The 6755-nt window shown below is 58.6% G+C and carries 8 protein-coding genes; 7 read left to right on the top strand and 1 reads right to left on the bottom strand.

The window, feature by feature from the left end; translation table 11 throughout:
- The 6 genes from HP459_RS20055 to HP459_RS20080 all read left to right on the top strand — a co-directional run.
- A partial coding sequence (locus tag HP459_RS20055) for an ATP-binding cassette domain-containing protein (protein ID WP_171936710.1) occupies positions 1–519 on the top strand: 519 nt, incomplete at its 5' end.
- A gap of 2 nt (positions 520–521) precedes the next feature.
- The gene (locus HP459_RS20060) at positions 522–1517 is read left to right on the top strand and encodes a ribose ABC transporter permease (protein ID WP_003860239.1); all 996 of its coding nucleotides are present in this window, start codon (positions 522–524) and stop codon (positions 1515–1517) included.
- Positions 1518–1545: 28 nt separating this feature from the next.
- Complete coding sequence (locus HP459_RS20065; protein ID WP_003860240.1) at positions 1546–2487, top strand: ABC transporter substrate-binding protein; 942 nt, start codon at positions 1546–1548, stop codon at positions 2485–2487.
- A gap of 107 nt (positions 2488–2594) precedes the next feature.
- Entirely contained in the window at positions 2595–3281 is a 687-nt protein-coding gene (locus HP459_RS20070) for a D-lyxose/D-mannose family sugar isomerase (protein ID WP_046618237.1), read from the top strand.
- A gap of 10 nt (positions 3282–3291) precedes the next feature.
- Entirely contained in the window at positions 3292–4152 is an 861-nt protein-coding gene (locus HP459_RS20075) for a ketose 1,6-bisphosphate aldolase (RefSeq protein WP_022646771.1), read from the top strand.
- The gene (locus tag HP459_RS20080) at positions 4152–5171 is read left to right on the top strand and encodes a carbohydrate kinase family protein (protein ID WP_171936711.1); all 1020 of its coding nucleotides are present in this window, start codon (positions 4152–4154) and stop codon (positions 5169–5171) included. Before HP459_RS20075 ends, HP459_RS20080 begins: the two co-directional genes overlap by 1 nt.
- On the opposite strand, the gene HP459_RS20085 is transcribed toward HP459_RS20080, so the two are convergent.
- Entirely contained in the window at positions 5153–5884 is a 732-nt protein-coding gene (locus HP459_RS20085) for a response regulator (RefSeq protein WP_022646769.1), read from the bottom strand. The two genes, HP459_RS20080 and HP459_RS20085, sit on opposite strands and share 19 nt — an antisense overlap.
- Before the next feature lie 256 nt (positions 5885–6140).
- Between HP459_RS20085 and HP459_RS20090 the strand changes: the two genes are divergently transcribed.
- Positions 6141–6755, top strand: a 615-nt coding sequence (locus HP459_RS20090) for a molybdopterin-dependent oxidoreductase (protein ID WP_171936712.1), incomplete at its 3' end; no start/stop codon positions are given.

The following is a 6755-nucleotide window of genomic DNA, read 5'->3' on the forward strand; positions in this document are numbered from 1 at the left end:
GGTTTTCTTACCGAGAACCGCAAGGAGCAGGGTCTGTTTCTGGAGCTGGCGGCGCAGGAGAACATCACTATGGCGACGCTGGAGCGCGACGCCACCTTCGGCTGGCTGAACCGCAAAAAAGCGCAGTCGATTTCCGACGACGCCATCGCCCTGCTCAATATCCGCGTGCCCCATTCACAGGTGCGCGCGGGCGGGCTCTCCGGCGGCAACCAGCAAAAACTGCTGATCTCCCGCTGGGTGGCGATAGGCCCGCGCATTCTGATTCTGGACGAGCCCACGCGCGGCGTGGACGTCGGCGCAAAAAGCGAGATCTACCGCATCATGAACCAGATGGCGCGCAAAGGCGTTGCGATTCTGATGATCTCCAGCGAGCTGCCGGAAGTAGTAGGGATGAGCGACCGGGTGTACGTGATGCGGGAAGGCAGCATTGCGGGTGAACTGCACGGGCGCGACATCTCTCAGGAAAACATCATGACGCTGGCAACCGGCGTAAACGACACACATCATCAGGCGGTGTAATTATGACAACTCCAACCCATCCGCAGCAGGTGGCGAAATCCGCCTCCGCCAAAAAAATGCTGATGAGCGATCTGATGCAAACGATCGGCATTTTGCCGATTTTAATCCTGATTGTGGCGGTATTTGGCTTTATCGCCCCGAACTTTTTCACCGAGAGTAATCTGCTCAACATTACCCGGCAGGCGTCGATCAACATTGTGCTGGCGGCCGGGATGACCTTCATCATCCTGACCGGCGGGATTGACCTCTCCGTGGGCTCGATTCTGGGCACCACGGCAGTGGCGGCGATGGTGGTCTCGCTTATCCCTGAATTTGCGATGCTCTCCATTCCGGCGGCGCTGATGCTCGGTATGGTGCTGGGGCTGTTCAACGGTGCGCTGGTGGCCTTCGCCGGACTTCCGCCGTTTATCGTTACGCTCGGCACCTATACGGCGCTGCGCGGCGCGGCCTATCTGCTGGCGGACGGCACGACGGTTATTAACTCCAACATTAACTTCGAGTGGATCGGCAATAACTACCTCGGCCCGATTCCGTGGCTGGTGGTGATCGCCCTGGCGGTGATTGTGGTGTGCTGGTTCATCCTGCGCCGCACCACCCTCGGCGTTCACATCTATGCGGTTGGTGGCAACATGCAGGCGGCACGCTTAACCGGCATTAAGGTCTGGCTGGTGCTGCTGTTTGTCTACGGCATGAGTGGCCTGCTCTCGGGCTTAGGCGGCGTGATGAGTGCTTCACGTCTCTACAGCGCCAACGGCAACCTCGGTACGGGGTACGAGCTGGATGCGATTGCGGCGGTGATCCTCGGCGGCACCAGCTTCGTCGGCGGGATCGGCACGATCACCGGCACCCTGGTGGGCGCGCTGATCATCGCCACCCTCAACAACGGCATGACGCTGATGGGCGTCTCCTATTTCTGGCAGCTGGTGATCAAAGGGGCGGTGATCATCATAGCGGTGCTGATCGACAAATACCGTACCCGACACCATCAAAGTGCATAACAACAATACCCTACGTGAGGAATACAGCATGAGATTGAAGCCCTTAGTGACCGCGCTCTGTGCTGGCGCGCTGCTGGCCGCAACCCCGTTTGCGCAGGCAAAAGATCTGAAATCCATCGGCGTGACGGTGGGTGACCTGGCTAACCCGTTCTTCGTGCAGATCACCAAAGGTGCCGAGCTGGAAGCGCGCAAGCTGGCGGGGGACAACGTCAAGGTGACGCTGGTCTCCAGCGGGTACGATCTGGGCCAGCAGGTGTCGCAGATCGATAACTTCATTGCGGCGAAAGTAGACATGATCATCCTCAATGCCGCGGATTCCAAAGGGATCGGCCCCGCGGTAAAACGCGCTAAAGAGGCGGGGATCGTGGTCGTGGCGGTGGACGTGGCGGCGGAAGGGGCCGATGCGACCATCACCTCCGATAACACTCAGGCGGGGGAAATGGCCTGTAAGTACATTACCGACCGCCTGAAAGGTAAAGGCAACGTGGTGATCATCAACGGACCGCCGGTTTCTGCGGTACAAAACCGCGTGGAGGGCTGCCAGACCGAGTTCAGGCGCCACCCGGATATCAAAGTGCTCTCGGATAATCAGAACGCCAAAGGCAGCCGCGAAGGCGGCCTGGAGGTCATGACCTCCCTGCTGGCGGCCAATCCGAAGATCGACGGCGTATTCGCGATTAACGATCCGACAGCGATCGGCGCCGATCTGGCGGCTAAACAGGCGCAACGCAATGAATTCTTTATCGTTGGCGTGGATGGCAGCCCGGACGGTGAAGAAGCCCTGAAGCGCGAAAACTCGCTGTTTGTTGCTACCCCGGCGCAGGATCCGCAGGTGATGGCGGCGAAGGCGGTGGAGATCGGCTATGACATTCTTCAGGGCAAACCTGCGCCGAAAGAGCCTGTGCTGATCCCGGTGACGATGATCGATAAAAAGAACGTCGGCACGTATAAGGGGTGGACGGTTAAGTAAGCCCCTCACCCCGGCCCTCTCCCCTTTGGGGAGAGGGTGTTCAAGTTCCCTCTCCCCAAAGGGGAGAGGGTTAGGGTGAGGGGGCGGCAAAAACTCAAGGAGTCCCCATGAAACGCTCCGACATCAACGCAATCCTCGGCCACACGCGGCAGTTCTTCTCCATGCACGGCGTGCATCTCCCGCCGTTTGCCAGCTTTCCGCCGACAAAATGGCAGCAGCTTGACCAGGCCGCCTGGCAGGAGGTGTTTGACCTCAGGCTCGGCTGGGATGTGACGGCATTTGGTGGCAACAACTTCGCTGCACAGGGGTTAACGCTTTTCACCCTGCGCAACGGCTCCCCCAACGGCGTGCCCTATGAAAAGTGCTATGCCGAAAAAATCATGCACGTCCGCGACGGCCAGGTGACGCCGATGCATTTTCACTGGCGCAAGCGGGAGGACATTATTAACCGCGGCGGCGGGAATCTGATTATTGAGTTATGGAATGCGGGCGCGCATGAAGAGACCGAAAACACCGACGTGACCGTCACGATAGACGGCTGTCGGCAGACGCACGCGCCCGGCAGCCAGCTGCGCCTCACGCCAGGGGAGAGCATCTGCCTGACGCCCGGCCTGTACCATAGCTTCTGGGGTGAACGCGGCTTTGGTGATGTGCTGGTGGGCGAAGTGTCGTCGGTCAATGACGATGAACACGACAACCACTTTTTACAGCCCATCGATCGCTACAACACCATTGAAGAAGACGAACCGGCGGTGCTGGTGCTGTGCAACGAGTACACCCTCTTTCGGATATAAGGAGTGAATGATGCCATTGATTTCTCTTGCCGACGGTCTGGCCCACGCCAGGGAACACCGCTACGCCCTGGGCGCGTTCAACGTGCTCGACTCCCATTTTCTGCGCGCGCTGTTTGCCGCCGCGAAGCAGGAACGCTCGCCGTTTATCATCAACATCGCCGAAGTGCATTTTAAGTACGTGTCTCTGGAGTCGCTGGTGGAAGCGGTGAAATTCGAAGCTGCCCGCCACGATATTCCCGTGGTGCTGAACCTCGACCACGGCCTGCATTTTGAGGCGGTGGTGCGCGCCCTGCGTTTAGGGTTCAGCTCGGTGATGTTCGACGGCTCCACGCTGAGCTATGAGGAAAATATCCGCCAGACCCGGGAAGTGGTGAAGATGTGCCACGCGGTGGGCGTCTCGGTAGAGGCGGAGCTGGGCGCGGTAGGCGGGGATGAAGGTGGCGCGCTGTACGGTCATGCGGATGAAGCCTTCTTTACCGACCCGCAGCTGGCGCGCGAATTTGTTGATTCAACCGGCATCGATGCGCTGGCGGTTGCCATTGGCAACGCGCACGGCAAATACAAGGGCGAGCCGAAGCTTGATTTTCCGCGTCTGGACGCCATTCGCCAGCAGACGGGCCTGCCGCTGGTTTTACACGGTGGCTCTGGCATAAGCGACACTGATTTCCGCCGCGCCATTGAACTCGGTATTCATAAAATCAATTTCTATACCGGCATGTCGCAGGCCGCACTTGCCGCCGTTGAGCAACGCATGGCGAACCGACAATCGCTTTACGATGAGTTTGCCGAGCTGCTGCTGGGCATTGAAGAGGCCATTACCGATACGGTTGCGGAACAGATGCGCATCTTCGGCAGTGCGGGGCAGGCCTAATGGAACGCAAAGGGATCGTCGCCGCAGGCAATATGCTGGTGGATCACGTCCACCAGATCGTACAGTGGCCGGAGCGCGGCTGGCTGGCAGAAATCACCCACAGCGAACGCTCAACCGGCGGTGCGCCGCTCAACGTTCTGCTGACGCTGGCAAAAATGCACGTCGGCCTGCCGTTACAGGCGGTGGGGCTGATTGGGGAAGACAGCGACGGAGACTATATTCTGGCGATGCTCGACCAGTATCACGTCAATCGCCAGCGCGTGCAGCGCACGACGTTCTCCCCAACGTCGATGTCGCAGGTGATGACCGACCCCAGCGGACAGCGCACCTTTTTCCACTCGCCGGGCGCCAACCGCCTGCTGGATCTTCCCGCCTTCGATCGTTTAGATGGATCGCTGAAGATCTTCCATCTCGGCTACCTGCTGCTGCTCGACAGTCTGGACATGCCGGATGACGAATTCGGCACCCGCAGCGCGCGGTTACTGGCACAGATGCACGATCAGGGGTATGAAACCTCGCTCGATCTGGTGTCCCGCAAGGGCGACCCGCGCTATCAGCCGCTGGTGCTCCCTGCCCTGCGCCATCTTGATTATCTGGTGATTAACGAGCTGGAAGCCGGTGAGTTTAGCGGGCTTGAGATCCGCGACAGCCATGATGCGCTGAACATGGCCCATATCGCCGACGCTGCCGCACAGCTGCTGGCGGCAGGCGTGCGACAGCGGGTGGTGATCCACTGTCCGGAAGGGGCATGGGGTGAAGCGCCGGGTGAAAAAGGGCAATGGGTTCCGTCGTGGAAGCTGACGCAGGACGAGATTATCGGTAGCGTCGGCGCGGGCGACGCGTTTTGCGCGGGCTTTTTATACGGCTGCCATGAATCCCTGCCGCTGACGGAGAGTATTTATCTGGCGCACGCCTGCGCGCGGGCCAGCCTGCTGGCGGCTAATGCAATTGACGGCGCGAAAACGCTGGCCGAGCTTCAGACGTTTATTCAGGAGAACGGTCAGGCGGCTTTCTCATGATGGGAAACGTCCGTGGCAAAAACATAGCCCAGACCGCGAATGGTTTTGATCAGCAGAGGCTGGTGCGGATTGACCTCAATTTTTCGCCGCAGCCGCATGATCAGTACGTCGATAGTGCGGTCAAAGACCTCAGCGCTTTCGCTGTGGGTCAGTTCAAGCAGCTGTTCACGGCTCAGTACCCGGCGGGCGTTTTGCGTTAATGCCAGCAGCAGGCCATATTCGCCCTGGGTTAACGGCACGGTATTACGCTGCGGATCGCTCAGCTCGCAGCGGGTGGTGTCCAGCGTCCAGCCGTTAAAAGCAATACCCTCAACGCGCGGCGCGGCAGGCTCCGCGGCCAGCGCGCCGGTACGACGCAGCACCGCCTTAACGCGGGCGACCACCACGCGCGGATTGAACGGTTTTCCGATGTAATCATCAGCGCCCATTTCCAGCCCAACGACCACATCTGATTCACTTCCCAGCCCCGTCAGCATCACCACCGGTAGCGACGGTCGCCGCTTTTGCATCTGCAGCAAAACCTGTAATCCGTTGATATCCGGCAGCATCATGTCCAGCAGAACCAGCGCAATGCCGGAGTCCTGCTGGACACGGTTCACCGCTTCCTGACCGGTGTGACACGTCAGCACGGTAAAGACGTGCTCGCTGAGCACATCCTGTAGCAGTTCGCAGACTGCGACATCATCATCAACCACCAGAATCGCCGGTTTCATCGCATGCTTCCGTCAGGGAATTATGTTAAGTCTGAACCATTCTGCCGCCGGCTCCAGCCGAATTGTTTTTTACGTGACGGAAATTCAATCCATGTCACATCCCCTGCCCTTTCGACACGTCAATTTTGACGATTGGCTGTTTTTCGTCAGGGTTTTGCCCCGCAAAGGGTCGTAAAGTCAGGAAATACCCATAGTAAAAACATGGCATAGAAGCTGCATATTGGGCAGGTAAGAACTGTTTAACTGGAGCAAAGTGATGAAAAAAGTCGTCACGGTTTGCCCTTATTGTGCCTCAGGTTGCAAGATCCACCTGGTGGTCGATAACGTCAAAATCGTCCGGGCGGAAGCGGCGCAGGGTAAAACCAATCAGGGCACGCTGTGCCTGAAAGGGTACTACGGCTGGGATTTTATTAACGATACCCAAATCCTCACCCCGCGCCTGAAAACCCCTATGATCCGCCGCGAGCGCGGCGGCAAGCTGGAAGCCGTCTCCTGGAATGAAGCGCTGGATTATGTTGCCACGCGCCTTAGCGCCATCAAGGCCAAGTATGGCCCGGATGCGATTCAGACCACCGGCTCCTCACGCGGAACCGGGAATGAAACCAACTATGTGATGCAAAAATTCGCGCGCGCCGTTATTGGTACCAATAACGTCGACTGCTGCGCTCGCGTCTGACACGGCCCATCGGTTGCAGGTCTGCACCAGTCGGTCGGTAACGGCGCAATGAGTAATGCCATCAATGAGATAGATAACACCGATCTGGTGTTCATCTTCGGCTATAACCCGGCGGATTCTCACCCTATCGTCGCGAATCACGTGATTCGCGCCAAACAGAACGGGGCGAAAATCATCGTCTGCGATCCGCGCAAA

This window comes from Enterobacter sp. CM29 (assembly GCF_013179605.1).
GTDB classification, from domain to species: Bacteria; Pseudomonadota; Gammaproteobacteria; order Enterobacterales; family Enterobacteriaceae; genus Enterobacter; species Enterobacter intestinihominis.

Coding starts and splice junctions, on each gene's coding strand:
- HP459_RS20060 (WP_003860239.1), top strand. CDS start 522: ATGACAACTCCAACCCATCCGCAGCAGGTGGCGAAATCCGCCTCCGCC.
- HP459_RS20065 (WP_003860240.1), top strand. CDS start 1,546: ATGAGATTGAAGCCCTTAGTGACCGCGCTCTGTGCTGGCGCGCTGCTG.
- HP459_RS20070 (WP_046618237.1), top strand. CDS start 2,595: ATGAAACGCTCCGACATCAACGCAATCCTCGGCCACACGCGGCAGTTC.
- HP459_RS20075 (WP_022646771.1), top strand. CDS start 3,292: ATGCCATTGATTTCTCTTGCCGACGGTCTGGCCCACGCCAGGGAACAC.
- HP459_RS20080 (WP_171936711.1), top strand. CDS start 4,152: ATGGAACGCAAAGGGATCGTCGCCGCAGGCAATATGCTGGTGGATCAC.
- HP459_RS20085 (WP_022646769.1), bottom strand. CDS start 5,884: ATGAAACCGGCGATTCTGGTGGTTGATGATGATGTCGCAGTCTGCGAA.